The sequence below is a fragment of the Colwellia ponticola genome (assembly GCF_005885605.1).
In the GTDB taxonomy this organism is placed as follows: Bacteria; Pseudomonadota; Gammaproteobacteria; order Enterobacterales; family Alteromonadaceae; genus Colwellia; species Colwellia ponticola.
This window is the reverse complement of sequence record NZ_SZVP01000130.1, coordinates 1-448: the sequence shown is the minus strand read 5'-3', so window position 1 is coordinate 448 and position 448 is coordinate 1. Positions and strand designations below refer to the sequence as shown.

At 42.0% G+C, this 448-nt stretch carries 1 protein-coding gene and 1 riboswitch; the gene reads right to left on the bottom strand.

Translation table 11 applies throughout. The features are described 5' to 3' along the window. On the bottom strand, positions 1–279 hold a 279-nt coding region (locus tag FCS21_RS17805), incomplete at its 3' end, for an energy-coupled thiamine transporter ThiT (protein ID WP_171035740.1). Positions 280–344: 65 nt separating this feature from the next. Further along, positions 345–447, bottom strand: a riboswitch (TPP riboswitch). Position 448: the final 1 nt, after the last annotated feature.

Below are 448 nucleotides of genomic sequence, written 5' to 3'. Positions count from 1 at the left end.
GAGCCCTGCTGCACCTGCAAAAGTATAAGCAATCGGATACTCAATCAACACTTGAACGACACTTAAATAATAAACTTGTCCCAACGGAAAGTGTAAGATCCCCCAAATGAAACCTGCCAGCATCCCTGCCTTTGCCTCTCGTCTTAACGCAAAAAGAGTCAACGGAATCTGCCCCAATGAAATAGAAAAACTGCTGCCGATCTGGATTGGTATCAATGACAGCACCATCGCTAACGCTGCAACAATCGTTCCTTCTACCCAAACTCTATTTTTTCCCATAAAAAAACTTCCTCCTTTGAATAAAAAAGTCACAAAGGAGGAAGCAGCTTTCGAAAAATTTCAAACAGCTGTTTTTTCACAATTCCTACGCTCGCATAACCGAAACAGGTACGAAGGGTTTAGAAATAGATTCAATCTCAGCCCAATTGGACTCCCCTTTGTGAGTTTA